Genomic DNA, 22019 nt, shown 5'->3' with positions numbered 1-22019 from the left:
CTGCCTCCACGGGGGTGGGGCGGGGCGGGCCCGTACGGCGGAGGGGCCCCGGGGCGATCCCGGGGCCCCTCCGCGCCGTGCAGCACGATGTGGTGCGAGGACGTGGAGACGTGGAAGGGCCCGGACACCGACGGGGGAAGCGGTGTCCGGACCCGGTGATCATCCTAGCCGGAGTGCCCGGTGGGCAGGGCGAGACCGGTGTAGACCTGGTTGAGGACGGTGGGCAGCAGGGCGATGGCGGTGGCCCGGCCGTCGGGCGACACGGTCAGGTTCGTCCAGACGACGAGGGTGACGTCGCTGTCCGGGTCGTGGCCGATGAAGGAGTTGAAGCCCGGGAGTTCGCCGCCGTGGTAGTACATGGCGGCGTTCGGCGCGAAGCGCTGGTAGGCGATGCCGTACCCGTACTTCTGCCCGTCGGGCGCGGCCGGGTCCTCCGGGCGCGGGCTGTGGAGCCACTGCTGCTGGGTCGCCGCGTTCAGCACCTTGCCCGTGACCAGCGCCTCGATCCAGGTGGTCATGGACCGGGCGGTGGAGACGACTCCGCCGGCGGCGGTGGCGTAGGAGGGGTTCTGCCGGGTGTAGTCGACGGGCCGGAGCGTGCCCGTCCGCGCCCCTTCGACGATCGCGGGCGGGTAGGGCTTGTCGACCAGGGCGTAGGACGATCCGCCGTACATGTAGCCGTGGGCGAAGGGCGCCGGCAGCGACCGGTCGTGGATGTCGGGCAGGAACGTGTCGTCGATGCCGAGCGGGGCGAACAGCCGGTCCCGGAACTGCTCGGCCAGGGGCCGGCCGCCGGCCTTCTCGGCGACCAGCCCGAGCAGGACGTAGTTGGTGTTGTCGTACGCGTAGGACGTGCCGGGGGCCGCGTCGGGCGGCCGCCGGTAGGCGATGTCCAGCACGTCCTGCGGGGTCCAGGCCCTGCCCGGGTCTGCGTCCAGCGTCGCGGCGAGTTCGGGTGCGTCGGTGTAGTTGTAGAGGCCGCTGCGCATCGTCAGCAGGTCGGCGATGGTGATCTTCCCACCGTTCGGCACCCCGGCGACGTACCGGGACACCGGGTCGGTCAGGCGGACCGATCCGTCCTGGACGAGGAGCATGATCAGGGCCGAGGTCATCGTCTTGGTGTTGGAGGCGATACGGAAGTGGTCACCGGGGTCGGGCGGTTCGGCCCTCCCCAGGTCGCTCGTGCCGACCAGCGCCCGGTACGTGCCCTGCGGGGTCTGGAGCAGGACGACGGCGCCGGGCACCCCCAGCGCCTTGGCCGCCCGCTCCACGGCGGCCCGGAAGACGGCCGGATCGATCCGCTTCAGGGTCGGGGAGAGGGGCGCGGAGGCCGACGGGGTGGGCGAGGGGGCGGCGGCGGCCACGGCGGTGGGGGCGAGGGGGAGGCAGCCGAGGGCGAGGAGGAGGGCACAGGGCGCCGCGAGCCGCGCGCGGCGGCGGCTCGTGCGGAGGGTGCGGTCGACCGCACGGGAGGCATTCATGCACGCATCACGACCGTTGCAGCTCGACTACCGGGCCCGATCATCCGTTTTGTACAGAAACACCCAATTCTAGCAGGACGGACGCCACCGGCCACCGGCCACCGGCCCCCCGCCACCGGCCGCCTTGCCGTGGTCCGTGCGGCGGTGGACGCGGCGTAGTACTCCTGGAGGGTCACAGGGACACGCTTGTTCTCACATGGAGGCGTCGATGGCCGTTCGTCGTGTGGTGCCCAACATCCAGTCGCAGGCGACGCAGGAGAGCCGGGACTTCTACGGGCTGCTGGGCTTCGAGGAGGTCATGAACCACGGGTGGATCATGACGCTCGCCTCCTCGTCCGTCCCGGCCGCACAGATCAGTGTCATGACCCGCGACGAGACCGCGCCCGTCACCCCCGACATGAGCGTCGAGGTGGACGACGTGGATGCGGCCCACGCGGTCATGCGGGAGAGCGGGGCGGAGATCGTGTACCCGTTGCAGGACGAGGAGTGGGGCGTGCGGCGGTTCTTCGTCCGCGATCCCAACGGCCGGGTGGTCAATGTGCTGGGTCACCGCTGACGGCCGGGTCGCGCGGCGCGGCGCCGCGGACCCGGCACGTCGCGAAGGGGGCGGCCCCGCGTCAGTACTGCCAGCGGGGACGGGAGCCGTCCGGGCGGCAGTGGATCGTGCGGCCGTTGCCGGCGCGGGTGGAGCGGCCGAGGTCCGCTTGGCGGCAGAACTGCCCCGCGTTGTAGCAGTTGCCGGCGTTGGAGACGATCTCGCACGCGGTGTCGGCCGGTTCCGCGGGCGCCTTCGTGCTGGGGCGCGGCGCCGGCTCGGTCGCGGGCTTCGGCGTCGGCCGGGGCGCCTCGGCCGTGGCGGCCGGCTTCGGGTCGGCGGCGACCGGTGCGGCACTGCGCGCCGCGGTGGGGGTGGGTGCGAGGGTCGGGACGGCCGTGGGCGATGCCGTGGGGGTGGGCGTCGGGGACTGCTCGGGCGGGGCGGTCGTGGCCGAGGGGGCCGCCGACGCGGTGGGGGCGGGCGGCGCCGAGACGGCGGGGCCGCCGCCTCCCGCGGGCCCGCAGGCGACGGCCACCCCCGCGACCAACAGGGCCACCAGGGCCCGCCGTACGGGGCCGCGCGTTCTCTTGCCGGTCGTGACGTTGCCGATGGCGCTGTTCATGGGTACCCCCACCCGGGACGGTCCGAAAGGAGGCACATCATATGAATACCAGCCCGCGCGGGATGGGTTTCGGCCACATCGTGACAATCGGCTGGGCGGGCAAGCCCGTTGGGCGGGCTCCCGGTCCGCATCAGGGCCGCGCTCGCGCCATCCGTGCGGCATGCGGGCGGCCGCCCGCGGCCGGGGGTTCACGCACCGCGGGCGCCCGACCGATGGCGCCGACGGCCCACGTCCCGGGGAGTCAGGCCCGCGCGAGCACCCCGGGCATCACCGCTTCGACCCCGTCGGCCAGCCGCTCGACGTCCTTCCTCAGGAAGGGTTCCGCCAGCTTGATCAGACCTTTGAAATCGAGCCTGGCCCGGTAGACGACCTCCGTAACCCCGGTTCCGGTGGACCGCAGGGACAGGTCGTCGGTCGTCGTGACGCTGGAGTTCTCGCCCACGAAGGTCAGGTGGTCCGCGTCCCAGCGGACGAGCCGGTAGACCAGGCTCGTCTCCCGGCCGCGGAACACCGACACGTTGCGCCACGAGGAGCCGACCCGTACGGGCCCGTCGTCGAGCCGGACGCACGACGTCGTGCCGGGGTCCCAGTCCTCCGCCCGGGCGAAGTCCTTCAGGTAGTCGACCAGCACCGGCAGCGGCCGGTCGACGGTGAACGAACGCTCGACGGACACCACGCTGGGCTCCCTTCACGGAAAACGGACCGCCCCGGGGCGGGGCACACCCTCTCTTCCGGAGCGGGACCCGCCCCGGATGCACCCGTCCTGCGCACCGCCCCCGCCCTCGGCCCGCGCGGCACGGGCTTGCGGGGCGCACACTGTACGGGCACCCGCCGCGAGAGCGACCCAACCCCGGAGGAGAACCGATGCCGCGCTGGACGGTCGCGTACGACGCCGGACGCCCCGAGGGCCGGTCGTGCGGCCATGCCGACCAGGCGGAGGCCACGGCCGGTGAGCCGCCGGCCGAGGCCCGCGCGACGGCGGCGAGCCCGGCACGCGGGCCGTCGGACGGCGGGCCCGCACCCGCCGCCGGCTGCGACCGGTGCCTCGCCGCCGGCCAGTCCTGGGTCCACCTGCGGATCTGCCTGACCTGCGGCAGCGTGGGCTGCTGCGACAGCTCGCGCGGTCAGCACGCCTGGTCCCACGCCGTGCGCACCGGCCATCCCCTGGCCCGCTCGGCCGAGGCGGGCGAGGAGTGGGCATGGTGCTACGAGGACGAGCTGTTCCTGGTCCCGGCCACCGCACCCGGCCGTGCGCGCGACGCGTGAGCGGGACGCCGCGACGGCGCACGGAGCTGGTCCCTGGCCGTCCGCGCACCGGGCGGCGATCATTCGCACATGACCCCGCACACCATCACAGCAGCCGCCTCCGGCACCTGGACGCTCGGCGATCTGACGGTCAACCGGCTCGGGTTCGGCGCGATGCGCCTGCCCCAGACCGGTGAGGCGTTCGCGACCGACGCCGTGCCGCGCGACCGGGAGCAGGCGATCGGCGTCCTGCGCCGGGCGCTGGAACTCGGCGTGAACCACATCGACACCGCCGCCTTCTACTTCTCCCCGCTGCGCTCCGCCAACGAGTTGATCAACAGCGCGCTGGCCCCCTACCCGGACGACCTGGTCATCACCACCAAGGTCGGCCCCGGCCGGGGCCCGGCCGGAGACTGGATCCCGCACGCCTCTCCCGACCGGTTGCGCGGCCAGGTCGAGGAGAACCTCCGCCAGTTGGGACGCGACCACCTCGACGTGGTGAACCTGCGCGTCGTCGGCGAGGATTCGATCGCGGAGCGGTTCGGCGCACTGGCGGACCTGCGCACGGCCGGCCTCATCCGCCACCTGGGCCTCTCCAACGTACGGCCCGGACACCTGGCCGAGGCGCAGGCCATCGCGCCCGTGGTCTGCGTGCAGAACCGGTACGGCATCGGAGCCGACCCCGAACAGGACACCCTCCTGCGCGCCTGCGGGGACCAGGGCATCGCCTTCGTCCCGTTCTACGCCATCGCCGGCGCGGGGGGCCAGGCCGGGCTGACCGGCGGCGAGAGCGCGGAGGTACGGGCCGTCGCCCGGGCCCGCGGGGCCTCCCCCGCCCAGATCAGGCTGGCGTGGACCCTGGCGCGCGGGCCGCACGTCCTGGCGATCCCCGGCACGGGCGACCCGGACCACCTGGTCGCCAACGTGGCCGCGGGCGCGCTGCGCCTCTCCCCTGCGGAGCTGGCCTCGCTGGACTCGGCGCACGCGGCCGGCTGAGCCCGCTCCCCGGCGCCGGTCCCCGGTCCCCGGTCGGGGCGGGCGCAAGGCCCGCCCGCGTCCACCCACCCGCCCCGACCGCCCGTCGGCCGCGCCCGTCCGTCAGCCGCGCTCGGCGGCCCCTTCGGCGAGCCTCCCCCACAGGAAGGAGTGCACGAGCGCCTTGTTGAAGGCGGTCTGCCGGTGGTCGGTGGCACCGGCATGGCCGCCGCCCAGGTGCTCGTGGAACAGCACGTGCTGGCCGAGCTCCCTGAGCCGGGCGGCCATCTTGCGGGCGTGCCCGGGGTGCACCCGGTCGTCGCGCGTCGAGGTCAGCAGCAGCAGCGGCGGGTACGGGACGTCGCCCCGGGCCCGGTGGTACGGGGAGATGTCCGCGAGGTGCGTGCGGTCGGCGGGGGCGTCGGGGTCCCCGTACTCGGCGATCCAGCTGGCTCCGGCGAGCAGTCGGTGGAAGCGCAGCATGTCCAGGAGCGGGACGTGCGCGACGACAGCCCCGAAGAGCTCCGGGTAGCGGGTGAGCATGGCGCCCATCAGCAGGCCGCCGTTGCTGCCGCCCTCGATGCCGAGCCGGGCCACGGTGGTGATGCCGCGGTCGACGAGGTCCCGGGCGACGGCGGCGAAGTCCTCGAAGGCGCGCACCCGGTTGGCTCCGAGGGCGGCCTGGTGCCAGGACGGTCCGTACTCGCGCCCGCCGCGGATGCCGGCCACCGCGTACGTCCCGCCGCGCGCGAGCCAGGCCCGCCCGACGACCGGGCTGTACTGCGGGACCTGGGAGACCTCGAAGCCCCCGTAGCCGTAGAGCAGCGCGGGGCCGGGACCGGGACGGTCCTCGGGGCCGATCACGAAGTACGGGACGCGCGTGCCGTCGGCGGAGGTGGCGAAGTGCTGCCGGACGGTGAGGCCGGCCGTGTCGAAGAGGGCGGGCGCCCGCTTGAGGGCCTCGCCGTCGCCGGGCGGGCCACCGGCCACGCCCCGGTACAGGGTGGCGGGCTGGAGGAACCCGGAGACGTTCAGGAAGTACTCGTCGCTGTCGTCCGGGTCGGTACCCACCACGGAGGCCGTGGACAGCGGCGGCACGTCGGCCAGCGGCGCCCGGCTCCACCCCGCCCCCTCGGGGCCGGGGGTGAGGATCTCCAGTCGGGAGGAGACGTCGGCGCGGGTGGCGAGGATCAGGTGGTGGCGGGTCCACTGGTGGCCGGCGAGCGCGGTGCGCCCGTCGGGTGCGAAGAGGACCTCCGGCTCGCGCGCGCCGGCCTGGTACGCCGCGAAGTCGAAGGCGAGGAGGGTGCCGGGGGCGTGACCGAGCCAGTTCGATTTGGTGGTGACGATCAGCCACTGGCGGTGCACGTACTTGACGGCGTCGTCCGGGACGTCGATCGGCACCATCCGCGGCCGGGCGGACGACGCTCCGGCGGGCTGCGCTCCGGGGGCCTGCGCTCCGGGGGCCGCGGACGCGGGCTCTGCCTCTGCCTCGGCTTCTGCCGCATCGGCGTCGCCGGCTGCGGGCAGGAGGAAGAGGCGGCTGTTCCAGAAGTCCAGCTGGCGGGAGACGAAGTCCCTGGCGAAGCCCGGGGTGTGGTCGCGCCAGCCGTCGGCGGACAGGTCCGCCGGTTCGCCCTGGTAGACGAGCTCGGCCTGCTCCAGCGGTGTGCCGCGACGCCAGCGCCGCACCTGGAGCGGGTATCCGGACGCGGACAGGGAACCGGGGCCGGAGTCGGTGCCGATCCACACGTGGTCGCGGTCGATCCAGCCGATCCGGGTCTTCGCCTCGGGAACGCCGTACCCGTCCTCGACGAACCGCAGCGCCGAGAGGTCGAACTCGCGCACGACGCAGGCGTCCGCACCGCCGCGCGAGAGCATCACCAGGGCGTGCCGGTGGTCGTGGGCGGCGAGGACGTCACTGCCCGCCCACGCCCACTCCTCGCCCTCCGCCTCGGACAGCGCGTCGAGGTCGAGGACCGTCTCCCAGGCCGGCCGGTCCGTGCGGAACTCCTCCAGGGTGGTGCGCCGCCACACCCCGCGCACCCGCTCGGCGTCCTGCCAGAAGTTGTAGAGGTGCCGGCCGCGGCGGGTGACGTACGGGATCCGGCCGTCGTCGTCCAGCACCTCGCGCACCTCGTGCTCGATGGCCTCGAATTCGGGCGCCGCGCCCAGTTCGTCCACGGTCTCCGCATTGCGCTCCCGCACCCAGGCGAGGGACTCCTCGCCCGACACGTCTTCCAGCCACAGGTGGGCGTCCACGTCGTTCATGCGCCGATTGTGCAGCACTCCGCGCGGGACACGCGCCACCCACTTATATAAGCCTTGGCTTATATAAGTGGGTGGTGGCATACTCGGCCGCGTGCACGCCTTCGATGTCCTCGGGGACCCGGTCAGACGCCGGATATTGGAGCTGCTCGCCCCGGGCGAGCAGGCATCGGGCGAGGTCAGTGCCGTGATCCGGGAGGAATTCGGGATCTCCCAGCCGGCCGTGTCGCAGCATCTGCGGGTGCTGCGGGAGAGCGGGTTCACGTCCGTACGGGCGGAGGGCACCCGGCGGCTGTACGCCGTCGAGTCAGGCCCGCTGCGCGAGGTGGACGCATGGCTGGAGAGGTTCCGGGGGTTCTGGGAGCAGCGGCTGGACGCGCTCGGGACGGAGCTCGCGCGGGGAAAGCGGGAGCGCAGACGGAGAGAGGAAGCGAGCGGCGATGAGTGAGATCGTGGACGAGATCAACCGGGTGCACCGGGAGGTGGGCCTGCGCCGGGTCCCGGCGGGCGAGGCCGGCACGGTGGTGCTGCGGCGCACGTTCGAAGCGGAGGCCGCCGACGTGTGGGACGCGGTCACCTCGCCCGAGCGGATCGGGCGCTGGTTCATGCCGGTGACCGGCGACTTCAAGGTCGGCGGCCACTACCAGCTGGAGGGCAACGCCGGGGGCGAGATCCTCGAATGCGTCGCGCCGGAGCGACTGCGGGTGTCCTGGCTGTTCGGCCCGGATCCCGGGTTCGGCGAGGTCGAGGTGCGGGTGACGCCGGAGGGGCCGGGGCGGACGGTGCTGGAGCTGGAGCACGCGGCCGTGGTCCCGGAGGAGTTCCGGGCGAAGTTCGGGCCGGGTGCGGTCGGGATCGGCTGGGACTTGGGGCTGCTGGGACTCGGCATGCATCTGGCGGGGGGCGGGATGAGCAGGGAGGAGGCCGAGGCGTGGCAGGTCACGCCCGAGGCCAGGCAGTTCATCACCCGGTCGGGCGAGGCGTGGGGGGCGGCGTACGCGGCGTCGGGCGCGGCCCCGGAAGTGGCGGCGGCCACGACGGCGGCCACGATCGCCTTCTACACGGGCGCGTAGGCCGGGCGGGCTGGTCGCCCGAGGGGTCCGCGGTGTGCGGAGGCCTGGCGGGGCGGTGTGCGGAGGCCTGGGGTGGGCGAGGGCCGGGGGCGGTCCGCGGGGACCCGCCGGGGTGCCTCCTCGGCTCGCGCACGGAGCGGGGTCACGCACCCCGGGCGCGGTTGCGCGCTCGTCCTGCGGGGACACCCCGCCGTGTCCCCGCCCCCCTCGCCCGTCCCGGGCTTTCCGTCATCGCCCGTGCAGGCTGCAGGTGGTTTGCTCGGATGCCGGTACGACTGTACGGTAAATGTCGTACTGACTGGCGAACGAAAGCACAGGCGTCACCGTGAACACCCCCACCAGCGCCCCGGCCCTCCCCGCCGAGGGGCCCGTCGCCATCGTCACCGCCGCCGGATCCGGTATCGGCCGCGGCATCGCCACCGAGCTCGCCGCCGCGGGACACCGCGTGTCGCTGCTCGACATCGACCCCGGCATCGGGGGGCTCGCCGCGGAGCTCGGCGGGACGGCCACCGTGGGTTCCCTCACCGCCCCGGACGACCTGGCCCGCCTCGTCGACGACACCTTGGCGCGGTACGGGCGCATCGACGCGGTGGTCAACGGCGCGGGGCACGCCCGCAACGACGACCTGCTCAAGGTCAGCGACCAGGACTGGCACGACGGCCTGGACATGCTGCTGCTCAGCGTGGTCCGGATGGTGCGGCTGGTGACCCCGCACATGGAAGCGGCCGGCGGTGGGGCCTTCGTGAACCTCTCCTCCTACACGGCCTTCGAGCCGATGGGCCTGATACCCGTCAACTCCGCCCTGCGCGCGGCCCTGACCTCGTTCACCAAGCTGTACGCCGACCAGCACGCGGCCCGCGGCATCCGCATGAACAACCTGATGCCGGGCTACGTCGACAGCTGGCCCGAGGACCCCGCCTTCCTGGCGAAGATCCCCGCCGGGCGCTACGCCACCACCGCGGAGATCGGCCGTCTCGCCCGCTTCCTCGTCTCGCCGGACGCCGCGTACATCAACGGCGAGTCCGTCCGCATCGACGGCGGCGCCGCCCGCTCCCTCTAGGGTTCGCGGCACGGTACCCGAGGGTGCGGCAATTACCTCCGGGGTCATCGCACCGGCCCGGCTCCCCCGGCTACCTTCGCGGTCGTCACCCGCCCCCGGAACGAAGGAGCCCCGTGATGCCCGCCTACGGATTCGCCCATCTCCGCAGCCGACGGAACCACTTGGAGGTCATCGAGTACCTGGAGAGCATCCAGGCGACCCTCGACCCCTTCGCCGGCCGCTTCGTCATCCACGGTCCGCCGGCCGAGGTCGTGGAGGGCGAGTGGCCCGGGAGCATGGTGCTGATCGAGTTCCCCGGTCTGGCCGAGGCCCGTGCCTGGTACGGCTCTCCGGCCTACCGGGCCATCCTGCGCCTGCGGACCGAGCACATCGAGGGCGACCTGCTGCTGATCGAGGGCGTCGGGCCGGACTACGACCCGGCCGAGCGGGCCCGCACGCTGCGGGCGGAAGCCGGCGCAGCGGGGCCCTCGGCCCCGTAGCCCCGCGGCTCCGTCAGTTCCCCTCCGCGACCGCATCCCGTTCCGGGGCGGGCAGGAACTTGGCCGATTTGAGGGCCAGTTGACCGGTGAAGTACGACGCCGCGTCGGGGCGCATGCGGGCCAGGGCGACCATGCCGGTGATGATGACGTCGCACACCTCGTCGTGGACGTCCTCCCAGCTGTGCGAGTGGCCCTTGCGGGGGTTGGTGCCCTTGGCTCCGATGACGGCCTGGGCCGCCTCGCCGAACTCCTCGCCGATCTTGAGCACTTGGAGGATGTGGCTCTCCTCCGGCGCGAGGCCCTTCGCCGTGTCGGAGGCGTCGAAGCGGTCGGCCAGGGCGCTGATGGTGTCCCAGGGGGTGGGCGTGCTCACGGTTCGCGGTGCCTTCCTGTTCCCGTACGCGGTCCCGGCGCGGCCGGGCAGGGGCAGCACCCTACCGGCGCGGCGGCCGGGGCCGCGCGCCGTTTCGCGCCCGCCGGTCCGGGTCCCGCTACGGGGCGGACCGGGCCCCGGCCAGCCGGGCGCGCACGGGACCGGGCAGGGAGGCGAGTTCGGCCGCCCGCGCGACGGCCGCCGCGGCCGGTCCTTGCGCGAACCGCTGCTCACCGCCCGCCTCCGTCCCGGCGAAGCAGGCCGTGACCAGCCAGTGTTCACCGGGGTCGAGCGTGCCGCGCAGGGTGGGCAGCAGGGTGCGGGGCCACATCAGGTGGCTGTTGGGGTCCGGTCGGATCACCTCGCCCCGCCGCCCGCCCGCGAGGTCCCGTACGCCGGCGACCAGGTTGCCCGCCGAGGCCGTCGCGCGCGCCCCGGCGGCCGCCTCCCGCGCGGGCGACCCGCCCGGCTCGGCCGGCACGCAGAAGCCCGCCTCGGCCGTGTGCAGCGGCCGCCCGGTGGTCAGCCGGTGGATCCGTACGTGCCACTCCCCCGCCGGCACCAGCCAGGTGTAGACGCGTACGTCCGGGTACGGGCTCCAGGTGGCGGTGACGGCCGTCCCCGCCACCGTCCCGCGCTCGTTCTCCTCCCGCACTCGCCACTGGCGGGTGCGGGCGGGGGTTCCTCGGGGTGGGACCAGAAGGGGTGGGTCTCGGGCAGGGCCAGCGGCAGGAAGGCCTTGAAGGCCCCGTACGGGGAACCGGGGCCGTTGTACGACTCGCTCATCAGGAGGTTCGGATAGGCGTGGCCCACGGAGAGGGTGCCGTCCCCGTCGCGCACGGGCTGCCCGCCCCACCAGCGCAGGTGCCGTGCCCACAGCCCGCGCAGGACGCCCCACGGCATGGCGGGGGTGCCCGCGAACGCCAGGGCGCCGAGGAAGGCTCCCTGCGCGAAGCGGTAGGTGAGGCTGCGGCCGATGGCGAGGGCCGCTCCGTCGTCGGCGAACCAGTGGACGTGCTCGGGGGCGAAGGCCGCGGCCCGTGCGCGCACCGTCGCGGCGCGCGCACCGTCGATCGCGCCGAGGCCGGCGTGCAGGAGGCCGTAGTAGTGGATGGCCCAGGGGCCGTAGTGGTCCGGCGGGCTGCCGTCGGGGCCGTCGGCGTACCAGCCGTCTCCGAGGTGGAAGTCGTCGATCCGGCGGAAGGCCGCCTCGGTGGCCGCCTCTCCCCGGGCCGTCCCCGGGCGCCGGGGTTTCGCAGCGCTCTCGCCCACGGCCGCGAGACCGAGCCGTACGAGCGTCGGGACGAGGTGCCAGTTGTTGTCCACCGGTGCGGCCGCGGCCGCCTGCCCCAGCCAGTCGGCCGGCCGGCGGCGTTCGGCGGGGGCCAGCGGCTGCCACGCCTCGTGGGGCGCCAGGGCGAGGGCGAAGCCCAGCGCCGCCGCCTCCACCAGCCGCTGGTCGTGCGGTCCGGGCAGGCCCCAGTGGGCCGCGGAGCCCGGGTCGGTGCCGGCGGCGATCTGCTCCCGGACGCCCGCCCAGCCCGCGAAACCGGGGCCGCCCGCGGCGAGCGACGCCAGTCCCCAGAGCAGCCGGGCGAGCAGTTCCAGGCGGGCGGTGCGCCGCGGGTAGACGGTGCCGGGATGGCCGACCGCCTCCAGCCGGCCCTCCAGGGCGGCGGCGGCGGTGAAGGGGCGGCACAGGTCGAGCAGGGCCTCCTGGAACTCCCGGCGGGTGCGGGGCCGCGCACCGCCGAAGAGCAGCCGTCCACCGGGACCCCGGGATGCGTGGTGTGCCTCCGCGCCCGACACCTCGATGACCGACCCCCCACCGGAACGCGGCCCGGCCGCGCACCACGCCGACAGAAAGCGCTTCCCCCGCTCACGCTGGTCCGCGCGCGCACGGCGGCACAAGGCGTCGGGGCGGCGCCCGCCCCGTACCCCGTCGCGTAGGGCTCGGGTAAAGGCGGTGGCCCGTCGTCGTATAGGGTCCTCGTCGTTGATCGGCCAAACCCGAGGAGCGACGGCATGACGGACCGAGAGCTGCCGCTCAGCGGCGGCACGCACGAAACGAAGACGACCACCGGCCCCGGCACCCCCGACGAGCGCATCCACCGCATACGCCGGCGTCTGGAGCGGCTCATCGGCATCGCGGCGACCGAGGGCAATTCCGTACGTCCGCTGCGCAACGGAGACGCGATCTTCGCCGCGATGCTGGACGCCATCGGCTCCGCCCGCCACACCGTGGACATGATGACCTTCGTGTACTGGCGGGGCGACATCGCGCGGAAGTTCGCCGAGACCCTGGCCGACCGGTCCCGGTCGGGGGTGCGGGTGCGGCTCCTGCTGGACGGTTTCGGCAGCCGCCTCATAGAGCAGGAGCTGCTGGACCGGATGCGCGACGCGGGAGTCGAGGTGGCCTGGTTCCGCAAGCCGCTCTACCTCTCGCCCCTCAAGCAGAACCACCGCTGCCACCGCAAGGTGCTCGTGATCGACGAGGAGGTCGCCTTCACCGGCGGCGTGGGCATCGCGGAGGAGTGGTGCGGTGACGCGCGCAATCCCGGCGAGTGGCGCGACACGCACGTGGAGGTGCGCGGCCCCGCCGTCGACGGCATCGCCGCGGCCTTCGCGCAGAACTGGGCCGAGTGCCACGACGAGCTCTTCGACGAGCGGGACCGCTTCAACGGCCACGAGCCGAGCGGGAGCGCCGTCGTACAGGTGGTCCGCGGTTCGGCCAGTTTCGGCTGGCAGGACATGCAGACGCTGATGCGGGTGATCCTGGAGTCGGCCGAGGAGCGGGTGCGCCTGGCGACGGCGTACTTCGCCCCGGACACGTACTTCATCGACCTGCTCTGCGCGACGGCCCGCCGTGGCGTCGCGGTCGAGATCCTGCTGCCCGGCCCGCACACGGACAAGCGGGTGTGCCAACTGGCCGGCCAGCACCACTACGAGGCGCTCACGGCGTGCGGCGTCCGCATCTTCCACTACCAGCCGACCATGATGCACGCCAAGATCATGACCATGGACGGGGTCGTCTCCCTGATCGGGTCGACGAACTTCAACCGGCGCTCGCTCGACCACGACGAAGAGGTCATGCTCGCCGTGATGGACGCGGAGTTCACGGCGACGCTCGACGGGCACTACGACGAGGACCTGAAGCACAGCGAGCCGATCAGCCCGGCCCGCTGGAAGCGGCGCTCCGTGCTGCAGCGCGCCCGGGAGGCGGCCGTGCTCCCGATCCGCCGCTACCTGTAGCCCGGACGGCGAGCGGGCCCGCCGGGCCGTCCGCTGCCGCCGGGCGGGCGAACCGTTCCCGACGCCTCCCGGCCCTGCGGGCTTCCGGGCGGGCGCCGGGTTACGGTCGCGGCCATGGACGGTGATCGCTCCGGATGGCGCCCGTGCCTGCTCGCCGGGGCGGTGTTCGCCGTGTGCATGGCGGGCACCACGCTGCCGACCCCGCTCTACGGGCTCTACCAGGACAAGTTCGGCTTCTCCGAGCTGACCATCACCGTCGTGTACGCCGTGTACGCGTTCGGGGTCATCGGCGTGCTGCTGCTGGCCGGCAACGTCTCGGACGCCGTGGGCCGGCGGCCGGTGCTGCTGGCGGGCCTCGGTTTCGCGGCGGCGAGCGCCGTCTGCTTCCTGTGCGCCGACTCGGTGGGCTGGCTCTACGCCGGCCGGCTGCTGTCGGGCCTGTCCGCCGGGCTGTTCACGGGGGCGGCCACGGTGTTCGTGCTGGAGCTGGCGCCGCCCGGCGGCTCGTCGCGGGCCACGTTCGTGGCGACCGCCGTCAACATGGGCGGCCTCGGCTGCGGTCCGCTGCTCGCGGGCCTGCTCGCCCAGTACGCCGTCTGGCCGCTGTACCTGCCGTTCGCCGTGCACCTCGCCCTGGTGGCGGCCTCGGCCACGGTCCTGCTGCGGCTGCCCGAGACCGTACGGGATCTGCGTCCGCTGCGCACCGCGCGGCCGCAGCCGCCGTCGCTGCCCCGGCAGGTGCGGCCGGTGTTCGGGCCGTCGGCGATCGCCTCGTTCGTGGGGTTCGCGCTGTTCGGGGTGTTCACCTCGGTCAGCCCGAGCTTCCTGGCGCAGTCCCTGCACGTGGGCAACCACGCCGTGAGCGGACTGGTCGTCGCCCTGGCCTTCTTCGCGTCGACCGCCGGGCAGCTGCTGGTCGGCCGGGTCGGGGTGGGCCGGTCGCTGCCGCTGGGCTGCGCGGTGCTCTTCCTCGCGCTCGCGCTGCTGGCGGGCGCCCTGTACCGGGACCTGCTGTCGCTGGTGGTGGCGAGCGCGCTGGTCGCCGGGATCGGTCAGGGGCTGTCGTTCCGCGGCGCCCTGTCCGCGGTGGCCGGGGCCTCGCCGGCGGACCGGCGCGCGGCGGTGATCTCGGCGCTGTTCGTGGTGGCCTACACGGGCATCTCGGTGCCGGTGATCGGCGTGGGGGTGTTGGTGGGGCCGATGGGCCTGGAGGGCGCGGGGCTGGTGTTCATCGCGTGCATGGCCGTGCTGGTCTCCGCCGCGGGCGCCTACCTGCTGCGCCGTCCCGTACGCATCGGTGACTGACGGCGGCCGCCCGCACGCGGGGCCGTGCCGGCACCCGTGACCTGGGCGACGGGACGGGCCCGACGGGCCTGTGGTACATCGACCGGGCCCGGGCGGGTAGGTTCTTCGTACGGGGTGCGGCCTGGCCATCAGGGCCGCGACGGGGCCGCACCCCGACACCCGCCTGGCCCCGCGGGGATTCCCGTACCGCGGGCGGGCTCCCGCCGCGTCCCCGGGCCCGGCGCGGCCGCCGCACGGCCGCGGGCCGGGCCGCCGCGCCTCAGCGGCCCTTTCCGCCCTTGCCCTCCCCGCCCTCCGCCGGGTACGGGCGCACCTGCTCCTCCCGGCCGATGCCGGGGCTCTGCTCCTTGGCGGAACGGCCCGGCGTCCCGCCGCGTCCGGCGCGTGCGCCTTCGGACTGATCTGCGACGACGGCCTCGTCCGCCTGGCGCCTGGCCTCCTGGTCCCCGCTCTCGCCGACCGCCTCGGAGGGAGTGGTCCGCGGGTGTCCGTGCTCCCCGCCGCCGTTCTTGCCGCTCTTGCCGCTCTTGTCGTTCTTGTCGTTCGGGCCGTTCTTGCTGGTCTCGGTCATGTCGCGCTCCTTCGATGGACGGTTGCCGGCCCCCACCGCCTACCCGCCCGCGGAGCGGCTACCCGCCGTTCGTCCGGGGCCGGTCCTGGTCGTCGACGGGCCAGCGGGGCGTCGCCCTCCCGGACGAGAGCTGGTCGACGACCTCGGCGAGGTCCAGGCACGCCTGCTCGATCCGCGACCGGATGGTGTTCTGCTCGGTCACGAGCGCCGACAGCAGCAGCGAGGTCAGGGCCGCGGAGCCGTTGAGCGCCTGGAGGTTCGCCATCCCCTCGATGAGCGTGTGGTGGGCGAACGGCCCCTCCTGGCGGATGGCGGCCGAGATCGCCAGTACGGACACCAGGAGCATGCAGGGCGCGCTGCCGGCCAGCTGGAAGCGCAGGGCGGCCCACACCAGCAGCGGGAAGACGAGGAAGAGCAGTGCCAGCCCGCTCCGCGTCGCCAGCAGGGTGACCCCCACGGCCGCCACCGCCAGGGCGCTCGCCTCGGCCCAGCGGTAGGTGTCCACGGGCAGGCGCGCCCTGCGCAGGACCAGCAGCAGGGGTGTGATCACCAGGACGCCCATGGCGTCGCCGGCCCACCAGGTCCACCACACGGTCCAGAAGCCGCCGTCGGGCAGGCTGTCACTGCTCTCCAGCATCCAGGCGCCCACGGTGGCGCTGATCAGCATCGGTGCGAGGCCGCCGAGGAAGACCAGGGCGGCGCCGTCCCGGAACCGGTCGAGTTCGAGGCGGAAGCCGACCCGCCGGAGCAGCAGGCAGGCGCACACGGGCGCGAGGGTGTTGCCGGCGGCGATGCCGATGCCCACGACGTCGAGGGGGCTGAGCGACTGGATCACGAGCAGGGCTCCCAGCCCGATGCCGGGCCACACCCGCATCCCCAGCACCAGCAGGCAGGTGACGGCGATGCCGGTGGGCGGCCAGAGCGGTGTGACGGTGGCGCCCTCGATCACCACGTGCTGGAGCAGCCCGATGCGGCCGCCCGCGAAGTAGGCGGCGGCCACGGCGAGGATCCGGAGCACGGCCGGGTACAGACGTCGCAAGCCCTCGGATCGCATCACTGCATCAGACAACAGTCAGCGCCCGGATACGGAGCGTGACACGCGCTCGGAGGTGTCCTCCGCGGCCGACGGGGGCGTCAGGTGCGGGGCGGGGCGGCGTCGTGCCGCAGGACCAGGACGGCCGCGTCGTCCTCGTGGCCGGTGGAATCGGCCACTTTCATCACCTCGGCCGCCAGCGCGCCCGGCTCGGTGTCCACGCCGGCGCGGATCACCTCGGCCACGCGCGCGAGACCGCCCTCGATGGGGAAGGAGGGGCCCTCGACCACGCCGTCGGTCACCAGGACGAAGGAGCCGGCGGCGGTGAGGGGACGGCGGGTCACGGGGTACTCGGACCCGGGGAGCATGCCCAGGGGCAGCCCGCCCTCGTCCTCCACGACGCCGTACGCACCGTCCGCCGTGGCCCACAGTCCGGGTACGTGGCCGGCGCGGGCGCTCTGGATCTCCCACGCGACCGGGTCGAACCGTACGAACGTACAGGTCGCGAAGAGGTCGCAGTCGACGGAGAGCAGCAGTTCGTTGGCCCGTCTGAGGACCTCGCCCGGGTCCGCGGCCGAGGCGGCCACGGCGCGCACGGCGATGCGGACCTGCCCCATGAACGCGGCGGCCTCCACGTCGTGGCCCTCCACGTCGCCGATGGAGAAGCCCAGGGCGCCGGAGGGGAGCGCGAAGCCGTCGTACCAGTCTCCGCCCACGCTCAGGCCGTGCCGGGCGGGGGCGTAGCGGGCCGCCGTGCGCAGTCCGGGCAGGGCGGGCAGGGAGGCGGGCAGGATCTCGCGCTGGAGCGCCTCGGCCAGTTCCACCCGGGCCTGGTGCAGCTCGGCGCCTTCCCTGGCCTGGGCGGTGAGCCGCCCGAGCCTGGTCAGCAAGTCGTCCGCGGTCGCCGACCGCGAGGACCTATGGGGGATCATGGAGCGCTCCGAGTACGTCCGCTTCAGGGCCCTGGCACGAAAACCCCGATTCATCGTATTTCGACCGTCCACTGATCACATCACGAGTACGGGCACGGCGCTCCGGGACGGGTGGCGGCGGCCAGGTGGGCGAGCGCGCGGGGTTGCCGGGGGCCGCGACGGCGATCCGTGTCCATGACAGGTTCCCGGACCGGCAACGCCTCCGTCAACCCGCACAGTTGGGAAACCTTCCCATTGCCGTCCGCGCACTCCGGACAATCCAGGGAAGTTGGTCCAGACCAGTTGACCGGGGCCCGCCCGGCGCAATAGGTTCCCGGCCCGAAGGGTCAATCCATCCGCCGCTCCACGCCGGAACCGCCGTACGGCCGCACGCGGGCCCCGCCCCGCACCTCCCCCACAGCGGCCGTACGCCGCGTTCCGTGCCGCCCTTTCCCCCCACGGAGGCACTTCCTTGCGAATCCGCACCCGCACGCGCACCGGGTCCCCCGGCCCCCACCGCACCCGTACCCGCCTGGCCTGCGGCCTGGGCGCCACCCTGCTCGGCGCGGCCGCGGTGCTGACCGCGCCCGGTTCCGCCTTCGGCGCCAACCTCCTGGCGAACGGCGACTTCGAAACCGGCGGCACGGCCGGCTGGTCCTGTTCCGGAGGCCTCGGCTCCGTGGTGGCCTCGCCCGTCCACGGAGGCGGCAAGGCCCTGGCCGGAGCGGTCTCCGGCGCGAACACCGCCAAGTGCGCCCAGACCGTGGCCGTGCAGCCGAACACCAGCTACACCCTCTCCGCCTGGGTGCGCGGCAGCTACGTCTACCTGGGCGTGACCGGCGGCGCCTCCACCTGGACCCCGTCCGCAGGCGCCTACACCAAGCTCAGCGTCACCTTCACCACCGGGGCCGCACAGACCAGCGCCGAGGTCTACCTCAACGGTTGGTACGGACAGGGCACGTACTACGCGGACGACGTCTCCCTCGACGGCCCCGGCGGCAGCGCCGACACCGTGGCCCCCACCGCGCCCGGGACCCCCACCAGTACCGGCAAGACCTCCTCCAGCGTGTCGCTCGCGTGGACCGCCTCCACCGACAACGTGGGGGTCACCGGCTACGACGTCTACCAGGGCGCCTCCAAGGTCGCCACCTCGGCCACGCCCGGGGCGACCGTCACCGGCCTCAACCCGAACACCGCCTACACCTTCACCGTCCGCGCCCGCGACCTGGCCGGCAACACCTCCCCCGCCTCGGGCCCCGTCACGGTCACCACCGACAACGGCACCGTGCCGGCCGGCTTCAAACAGGCCGCGCCCTACCTCTACAACGGCTGGGGCGACCCGCCGAACCCGACCACGGTGATGAACGCGACCGGGGCGAAGTGGTTCACCATGGCCTTCATCCTGTCCTCCGGCGGGTGCAACCCGTCCTGGGACGGCCAGCGCCCGCTGACCGGCGGCGTGGACCAGAGCACCATCAACGCGATCCGCGCGGCGGGCGGCGACATCGTCCCGTCCATCGGCGGCTGGCAGGGCAACAAGCTCGGCCCCAACTGCGCCACGCCCGAAGCCCTGGCCGGTGCCTACCAGAAGGTGATCGACGCCTACGGCCTCAAGGCCGTCGACGTCGACATCGAGAACACCGACGAGTTCGAGAACGCCGTGGTCCAGGACCGCATCCTCGGCGCGCTCAAGATCGTCAAGCAGAACAACCCGGGGCTGCGCACCATCCTGACCTTCGGCACGAGCACCTCCGGACCCACCTCCTGGGGCAACCGGCTGATCGAGCAGGCCAAGGCGCAGAACGCCGGGATCGACGTCTTCACGATCATGCCGTTCGACTTCGGCAACGCCTCCACCGACATGTACGCGAGCACCATCAGCGCCACCGAGGGCCTGAAGACCAAGCTCAAGTCCACCTTCGGCTGGGACGACGCCACCGCCTACTCCCACATCGGGATCTCCGGCATGAACGGCCTCAGCGACACCGGGGAGACCACCAGCATCCAGAACTGGACGGGCATCCGGGACTGGGCCAACTCCCACCACATCGCGCGCCTGGCCTTCTGGTCGGTCAACCGCGACCGCGGCTGCGCCGGCGGCGGACTGCAGGAGAACTGCTCCGGCATCGCGCAGAGCGACTGGCAGTTCACCTCCATCACGGCCGGCTTCACCGGCTGACGCGCTGCGGGCGGGGCCGGCCGGGGTGCCCGACCCCGGCCGGCCCCGTCCGGGCGTCCGGCACCGGAGGGACGGCGTACGGGCCCGGTCCGGGCCCGGTGTCCGTCCGGGGCCGGGCCCCCGCGCCGTCAGTCCCCGTCCGGGCCGGGCCCCGCCGGGTTCAGGATGCGGTCGAGGAAGTTCCTGGTGCGCTCCTGCTGCGGGCGGCCCACCACCCGCGCCGCCGGCCCCTGCTCCACGATCACCCCGCCGTCCATGAACACGACCCGGTCCGCGACCTCGCGCGCGAAGCCGATCTCGTGGGTGACGACCATCATCGTCATGCCCTCGCCGGCCAGCACCCGCATCACCGACAGCACCTCGCCGACCAGCTCCGGGTCGAGCGCCGAGGTCGGCTCGTCGAAGAGCATCACCTCCGGCCCCATCGACAGGGCGCGGGCGATGGCCACCCGCTGCTGCTGGCCGCCGGACAACTGGGCCGGGTACGCGTCCGTCTTGTCGGCGAGACCGACGCGCGCCAGGTTCTCCCGGGCGACGGCGGCGGCCCGCGCCGTGTCCGTGCCGAGCACCCGGCGCTGCGGCAGCGTCAGGTTCCCGGCGACGTCCACGTGCGGGAACAGGTTGAACTGCTGGAACACCATGCCGATGCGCCGGCGGACCGCGTCGATGTCCACGTCCGGGTCGGTGACCTCCGTCCCGCCGACGAAGACCCGTCCCGCGCTCGGCTCCTCCAGCAGGTTCACGCAGCGCAGCAGCGTGGACTTGCCCGAGCCCGACGGGCCGATCACGCACACCACCTCGCCGCGGGCCACCTCCAGATCGATGCCGCGCAGGACGTGGTTGTCGCCGAAGGACTTGTGCAGTCCCCGGATCTCGATCTCCGGCCGGTCCGTGGCCATCGTGGGCACCGCTTCCGTCTGCTGGGGCATCTCGTCCTCACGCGGCCTTGTCCGCACGGGCCTCCAGGCGCCGGACCACGAAACCGAGCGGCACGGTCACCAGGAGGTAGCACAGGCCGGCGACGAGGATCGGGGTGGAGTTCGCCGTCTGGCTGGCGAGGTCGCGGCCGAACTTCGTGAGCTCCCGCTCCTCCAGGGTCACGCCCAGGAACAGCACCAGCGAGGAGTCCTTGAACAACAGGACCAGTTCGTTGGTGAGCGGGGGGATGACGATCCGGAACGCCTGCGGGATGATCACGGACACCATGGCGCGGGCGTGCGAGAAGCCGAGCGAACGGGCCGCCTCCATCTGCCCCTTGGGCACCGCCTGGATGCCGGCCCTGATCGTCTCCGCCATGTAGGCCGCGGCCACCAGGCCGAGTCCGATCGCGACCTTGCCGTACGTGCCGCCGAGAATCTCGGTGCCGGGGAACGCCAGCGGCACCGCCACGCCCACGAAGATGAAGATCAGCAGGGCGGGAAGGCCGCGGAACAGCTCGATGTAGACGCTCGCCACCCACCGGTAGGGCGCCACCGACGAGAGCCTCATCATCGCGATGACCAGGCCGAGGACCAGGCCGAGGACGAATCCCGAGAGCGTGTACACCACCGTGTTGCGCAGCGCGGTGGTGATGATCTCCGGGAAGAGGCGCAGCGCGAGGTCCTTCTGCGCGAACTGGTTCTGCAGCCGGCCCCAGTCCGCGAGCAGGCCGACCGCGATCAGCACCGCCGCGAAGAGGGCGTACTGGACGCCCTGCGCGACCCGGCGCCGCTGGCGCCGGGTCAGCCGGGAGGTCACCGAGCGGCCTGGGGCAGCGGGCCGATCCACTGCTCGTAGAGCTTCTTGTAGGTGCCGTCGGCCTTGGCGTCCGTGATGGCCTTGTCGATGGCGGCGAGCAGTTTGCCATTGCCCTTCTTCACCGAGAAGCCGTACTGCTCACCGGTCTCGATGTTCTGCCCGACGGCGAACTCGGCAGCGTTCTTCGGGTCCTTGAGCCATCCCTGGACGACGGGGTAGTCGATGACGACCGCGTCGACCTGCCCGGTGCGCAGCCCGTTGAGCACCGCGTCCGAGCTCTCGAAGGCGACCGGGTCGAAGCCCTGGGCCTCGGCGTAGCTCTCGCCGGTGGTTCCGGACTGCGCGCCCAGCTTCTTGCCCTTGGCCTTGAGGTCGGCGAGGGAGGTGACGCCGCTCTTCCTGGTCGCGAGGACCGCCTGGGTGGCGTCGAAGTAGGGAACGGAGAAATCGACGTTCTTCAGGCGTTCTTCGGTGATCGTCATGCCGGCGGCCGCGAGGTCGCACTCGCCCGAGTTCAGGAAGGCGCCGGTCTTGAAGTTCTCGAAGGGCGTGTCGAGGATCTTCTGCTGCACCTTGAGGCGGGCCGCGACCAGGTCGACCAGGGCCACGTCGAAGCCGACGACCTTGCCGTCCCGTTCGAACTGGAACGGCGGGTAGGGCAGGTGGGTGCAGGTGGTCAGCTTGCCCTTCTCCACGACCGGTACGCCTCCGGCCGCCTCGCCCGGACCGTCGCCGCCGGACGAACAGCCCGCCAGGACGAAGGCTCCCGCGGCGGCGCCGGCGGCGGCCCGGAGGCGGAAGCTGCTGCGGCGGGTGCGGTCTGCTCTGGCCGTCCGGAACACGGTGGACCTCCACGGGTGGGGGCGAGCGGCGCGGTCGCGGGACGGGACCGTCCGCTCGTGATCGTAAGCCACGGG

At 73.5% G+C, this 22019-nt stretch carries 23 protein-coding genes; 10 read left to right on the top strand and 13 right to left on the bottom strand.

The window, feature by feature from the left end:
* Positions 1-164 precede the first annotated feature (164 nt).
* On the bottom strand, positions 165-1481 hold the full coding sequence (locus CP968_RS32375) for a serine hydrolase domain-containing protein (protein ID WP_150521363.1): 1317 nt from the start codon (positions 1479-1481) through the stop codon (positions 165-167).
* Between the two features lie 208 nt (positions 1482-1689).
* On the opposite strand from CP968_RS32375, the gene CP968_RS32370 reads away from it, so the two are divergent.
* Positions 1690-2037, top strand: coding sequence for a VOC family protein (locus CP968_RS32370; protein WP_150521362.1), 348 nt, complete (start codon positions 1690-1692; stop codon positions 2035-2037).
* A 61-nt stretch (positions 2038-2098) separates the two neighbouring features.
* On the opposite strand, the gene CP968_RS34285 is transcribed toward CP968_RS32370, so the two are convergent.
* Positions 2099-2641, bottom strand: a complete 543-nt coding sequence (locus tag CP968_RS34285; RefSeq protein ID WP_167536895.1) for a hypothetical protein — start codon at positions 2639-2641, stop codon at positions 2099-2101.
* A 241-nt stretch (positions 2642-2882) separates the two neighbouring features.
* The gene (locus tag CP968_RS32360) at positions 2883-3317 is read right to left on the bottom strand and encodes an SRPBCC family protein (protein WP_150521361.1); all 435 of its coding nucleotides are present in this window, start codon (positions 3315-3317) and stop codon (positions 2883-2885) included.
* A gap of 188 nt (positions 3318-3505) precedes the next feature.
* On the opposite strand from CP968_RS32360, the gene CP968_RS35595 reads away from it, so the two are divergent.
* Positions 3506-3907, top strand: coding sequence for a UBP-type zinc finger domain-containing protein (locus CP968_RS35595; RefSeq protein ID WP_150521360.1), 402 nt, complete (start codon positions 3506-3508; stop codon positions 3905-3907).
* A 69-nt stretch (positions 3908-3976) separates the two neighbouring features.
* Positions 3977-4882: an oxidoreductase gene (locus tag CP968_RS32350; RefSeq protein ID WP_150521359.1), complete on the top strand. Its 906-nt coding sequence runs from the start codon at positions 3977-3979 to the stop codon at positions 4880-4882.
* Positions 4883-4984: 102 nt separating this feature from the next.
* On the opposite strand, the gene CP968_RS32345 is transcribed toward CP968_RS32350, so the two are convergent.
* Positions 4985-7132, bottom strand: a complete 2148-nt coding sequence (locus CP968_RS32345) for a prolyl oligopeptidase family serine peptidase (protein WP_150521358.1) — start codon at positions 7130-7132, stop codon at positions 4985-4987.
* A gap of 91 nt (positions 7133-7223) precedes the next feature.
* On the opposite strand from CP968_RS32345, the gene CP968_RS32340 reads away from it, so the two are divergent.
* From CP968_RS32340 to CP968_RS32325, 4 genes are all read left to right on the top strand, one after another.
* Positions 7224-7577, top strand: a complete 354-nt coding sequence (locus CP968_RS32340; RefSeq protein ID WP_189828920.1) for an ArsR/SmtB family transcription factor — start codon at positions 7224-7226, stop codon at positions 7575-7577.
* The gene (locus CP968_RS35445; RefSeq protein WP_150521357.1) at positions 7570-8202 is read left to right on the top strand and encodes an SRPBCC domain-containing protein; all 633 of its coding nucleotides are present in this window, start codon (positions 7570-7572) and stop codon (positions 8200-8202) included. Before CP968_RS32340 ends, CP968_RS35445 begins: the two co-directional genes overlap by 8 nt.
* A 325-nt stretch (positions 8203-8527) precedes the next feature.
* The gene (locus CP968_RS32330; protein ID WP_150521356.1) at positions 8528-9262 is read left to right on the top strand and encodes an SDR family oxidoreductase; all 735 of its coding nucleotides are present in this window, start codon (positions 8528-8530) and stop codon (positions 9260-9262) included.
* Between the two features lie 116 nt (positions 9263-9378).
* Positions 9379-9741, top strand: a complete 363-nt coding sequence (locus CP968_RS32325; RefSeq protein ID WP_150521355.1) for a DUF1330 domain-containing protein — start codon at positions 9379-9381, stop codon at positions 9739-9741.
* Between the two features lie 13 nt (positions 9742-9754).
* On the opposite strand, the gene CP968_RS32320 is transcribed toward CP968_RS32325, so the two are convergent.
* The 3 genes from CP968_RS32320 to CP968_RS32310 all read right to left on the bottom strand — a co-directional run bounded on the left by CP968_RS32320 (position 9755) and on the right by CP968_RS32310 (position 11923).
* Positions 9755-10114 (bottom strand): MazG-like family protein, encoded by a 360-nt coding sequence (locus CP968_RS32320; RefSeq protein ID WP_150521354.1) that lies wholly within the window; start codon positions 10112-10114, stop codon positions 9755-9757.
* Between the two features lie 118 nt (positions 10115-10232).
* Entirely contained in the window at positions 10233-10742 is a 510-nt protein-coding gene (locus tag CP968_RS32315; RefSeq protein ID WP_341873847.1) for a DUF2264 C-terminal domain-containing protein, read from the bottom strand.
* Positions 10637-11923 carry a DUF2264 domain-containing protein gene (locus CP968_RS32310; RefSeq protein WP_167536894.1) on the bottom strand — a complete coding sequence of 429 codons (1287 nt, stop codon included), beginning with the start codon at positions 11921-11923 and terminating at the stop codon, positions 10637-10639. The genes CP968_RS32315 and CP968_RS32310 overlap by 106 nt, the downstream gene beginning before the upstream one ends.
* A gap of 216 nt (positions 11924-12139) precedes the next feature.
* On the opposite strand from CP968_RS32310, the gene CP968_RS32305 reads away from it, so the two are divergent.
* Both CP968_RS32305 and CP968_RS32300 read left to right on the top strand, forming a co-directional pair.
* The gene (locus CP968_RS32305; RefSeq protein WP_150521351.1) at positions 12140-13366 is read left to right on the top strand and encodes a phospholipase D-like domain-containing protein; all 1227 of its coding nucleotides are present in this window, start codon (positions 12140-12142) and stop codon (positions 13364-13366) included.
* Positions 13367-13480: 114 nt separating this feature from the next.
* Positions 13481-14671 (top strand): MFS transporter, encoded by a 1191-nt coding sequence (locus tag CP968_RS32300; protein ID WP_150521350.1) that lies wholly within the window; start codon positions 13481-13483, stop codon positions 14669-14671.
* 259 nt (positions 14672-14930) lie between these two features.
* Here the strand turns inward: CP968_RS32300 and CP968_RS32295 are convergent, their stop codons facing one another.
* From CP968_RS32295 to CP968_RS32285, 3 genes are all read right to left on the bottom strand, one after another.
* Positions 14931-15242 (bottom strand): hypothetical protein, encoded by a 312-nt coding sequence (locus CP968_RS32295; RefSeq protein ID WP_150521349.1) that lies wholly within the window; start codon positions 15240-15242, stop codon positions 14931-14933.
* A gap of 58 nt (positions 15243-15300) precedes the next feature.
* Complete coding sequence (locus tag CP968_RS32290; RefSeq protein WP_150521348.1) at positions 15301-16299, bottom strand: MASE1 domain-containing protein; 999 nt, start codon at positions 16297-16299, stop codon at positions 15301-15303.
* A 77-nt stretch (positions 16300-16376) separates the two neighbouring features.
* A complete protein-coding gene (locus CP968_RS32285; protein WP_150521347.1) occupies positions 16377-17207 on the bottom strand; it encodes a PP2C family protein-serine/threonine phosphatase in 831 nt (276 codons plus the stop codon).
* A gap of 451 nt (positions 17208-17658) precedes the next feature.
* On the opposite strand from CP968_RS32285, the gene CP968_RS32280 reads away from it, so the two are divergent.
* The gene (locus CP968_RS32280; RefSeq protein WP_373304072.1) at positions 17659-19365 is read left to right on the top strand and encodes a carbohydrate binding domain-containing protein; all 1707 of its coding nucleotides are present in this window, start codon (positions 17659-17661) and stop codon (positions 19363-19365) included.
* A 128-nt stretch (positions 19366-19493) separates the two neighbouring features.
* On the opposite strand, the gene CP968_RS32275 is transcribed toward CP968_RS32280, so the two are convergent.
* Genes CP968_RS32275 through CP968_RS32265 form a run of 3 tightly spaced genes read right to left on the bottom strand, consistent with a single transcriptional unit; the run spans position 19494 to position 21944 of the window.
* A complete protein-coding gene (locus CP968_RS32275) occupies positions 19494-20294 on the bottom strand; it encodes an amino acid ABC transporter ATP-binding protein (protein WP_373304071.1) in 801 nt (266 codons plus the stop codon).
* Between the two features lie 7 nt (positions 20295-20301).
* Positions 20302-21102 carry an amino acid ABC transporter permease gene (locus tag CP968_RS32270; RefSeq protein ID WP_150521346.1) on the bottom strand — a complete coding sequence of 267 codons (801 nt, stop codon included), beginning with the start codon at positions 21100-21102 and terminating at the stop codon, positions 20302-20304.
* Positions 21099-21944 (bottom strand): ABC transporter substrate-binding protein, encoded by an 846-nt coding sequence (locus CP968_RS32265; protein ID WP_150521345.1) that lies wholly within the window; start codon positions 21942-21944, stop codon positions 21099-21101. Before CP968_RS32265 ends, CP968_RS32270 begins: the two co-directional genes overlap by 4 nt.
* Positions 21945-22019 lie beyond the last annotated feature (75 nt).

The organism is Streptomyces subrutilus (assembly GCF_008704535.1).
Classification (GTDB): Bacteria; Actinomycetota; Actinomycetes; order Streptomycetales; family Streptomycetaceae; genus Streptomyces; species Streptomyces subrutilus.
This window is presented reverse-complemented; position numbering and strand designations above follow the sequence as displayed.

What these genes read in the sequence shown, in the direction of transcription:
- CP968_RS32375 (WP_150521363.1), bottom strand. Translation starts at nt 1,481, where the DNA reads ATGAATGCCTCCCGTGCGGTCGACCGCACCCTCCGCACGAGCCGCCGC.
- CP968_RS32370 (WP_150521362.1), top strand. Translation starts at nt 1,690, where the DNA reads ATGGCCGTTCGTCGTGTGGTGCCCAACATCCAGTCGCAGGCGACGCAG.
- CP968_RS34285 (WP_167536895.1), bottom strand. Translation starts at nt 2,641, where the DNA reads ATGAACAGCGCCATCGGCAACGTCACGACCGGCAAGAGAACGCGCGGC.
- CP968_RS35595 (WP_150521360.1), top strand. Translation starts at nt 3,506, where the DNA reads ATGCCGCGCTGGACGGTCGCGTACGACGCCGGACGCCCCGAGGGCCGG.
- CP968_RS32350 (WP_150521359.1), top strand. Translation starts at nt 3,977, where the DNA reads ATGACCCCGCACACCATCACAGCAGCCGCCTCCGGCACCTGGACGCTC.
- CP968_RS32345 (WP_150521358.1), bottom strand. Translation starts at nt 7,132, where the DNA reads ATGAACGACGTGGACGCCCACCTGTGGCTGGAAGACGTGTCGGGCGAG.
- CP968_RS35445 (WP_150521357.1), top strand. Translation starts at nt 7,570, where the DNA reads ATGAGTGAGATCGTGGACGAGATCAACCGGGTGCACCGGGAGGTGGGC.
- CP968_RS32325 (WP_150521355.1), top strand. Translation starts at nt 9,379, where the DNA reads ATGCCCGCCTACGGATTCGCCCATCTCCGCAGCCGACGGAACCACTTG.
- CP968_RS32305 (WP_150521351.1), top strand. Translation starts at nt 12,140, where the DNA reads ATGACGGACCGAGAGCTGCCGCTCAGCGGCGGCACGCACGAAACGAAG.
- CP968_RS32300 (WP_150521350.1), top strand. Translation starts at nt 13,481, where the DNA reads ATGGACGGTGATCGCTCCGGATGGCGCCCGTGCCTGCTCGCCGGGGCG.
- CP968_RS32295 (WP_150521349.1), bottom strand. Translation starts at nt 15,242, where the DNA reads ATGACCGAGACCAGCAAGAACGGCCCGAACGACAAGAACGACAAGAGC.
- CP968_RS32285 (WP_150521347.1), bottom strand. Translation starts at nt 17,207, where the DNA reads ATGATCCCCCATAGGTCCTCGCGGTCGGCGACCGCGGACGACTTGCTG.
- CP968_RS32275 (WP_373304071.1), bottom strand. Translation starts at nt 20,294, where the DNA reads ATGCCCCAGCAGACGGAAGCGGTGCCCACGATGGCCACGGACCGGCCG.